Consider the following 1011-nt stretch of genomic DNA (forward strand, 5'->3'; position numbering starts at 1 on the left):
TACGCCGCACGCAGGGGCCTATTTGAAGCTTGCCCCCACCAGACCGCGGGTGGCGGCCACCAGCTTCATCGGATCCTTGGAACCGGCCGGCGGCACATAGACTGCGACGGATTCGGCGTAGTTCAGCACCATGCCCGTGCTCGTCTCCTTGCCTCCGGCCAGGGCAGCTGCATCGTCGCCGATGGTGAGCTTGTCGCCGGGGTTCTTGGGCGTGCCGTCAAGACCGAAGTTCAGCCTGCCCAGCACCAGCGCGCCGCCGTCGGCGGTGCGGAACACCACGGTGTTCTCCGGCACGACCTTGTGGGTGAAGGCGAAGTTGCCGTTGGCGCCGGACTTCACGACGTCGCTCTGGTACGCCAGGGTATCCGCGATGTACGGCGAGGACTGCCCCTCGGTGAGCTTGTCCTTGAAAGTCGAGTCGGCGGTGGTCAGGCGGTCGCCCAGTCCGGCCAACGCTTCATCGCCGCTGTACAGCAGCCCGGATTTGTCGGAGGCTGCGAGGGTATCGGTGCCGCCGCGGTTGATGCCCGGGAAGGTGGTGCCCGGCTGCAGCGGGGTGGCCCCGACGAGCTTGTAGTTCTCCCGCGGGGAGGCCTGGACAAGGGTCAGCAGTTGCGGAACAACGTTGCCGTCACCCTGGGTGACGGCCAGCACGGACCGCGGCCAAGCACGCTTGTTGCTCACCACGGTGGTCAGGAGCTTGGTGGCGCGCACCGGCATCCGTGCCTCGTAGCTGCCCACCTGGGACCGGATCTTGTAGTTGTGCGTGCGCACGTCCAGCTCCGCCGCTCCAACGCGCGACGCCAGCTTGGCGGCGTCCTTGGCCGCGTCGCCGGCATCGACAGCGCCGGCGACCTGCTCGAGGATTCTGCGGAACTGGGCATCCAGCAGCACCGGGGCCGGGGCAGCGGTGGCCGCGGCCGCGGACGAACCGCTCGGCGTCGGCGAGGGAGTCTGGCTGGCCTGCGCCGCGACCCCGGTGCCGGCCACTGCGGCGGCTGTCAGCAGCGC

1 pseudogene is annotated in these 1011 nt (G+C 69.2%); it reads right to left on the bottom strand.

The window, feature by feature from the left end:
- Positions 1-18: 18 nt before the first annotated feature.
- Positions 19-1011 (bottom strand): annotated as a pseudogene (locus AB4Y86_RS19525) (hypothetical protein); the annotation flags it as partial.

The organism is Arthrobacter sp. 2YAF22_2, assembly GCF_052114645.1.
Classification (GTDB): Bacteria; Actinomycetota; Actinomycetes; order Actinomycetales; family Micrococcaceae; genus Arthrobacter.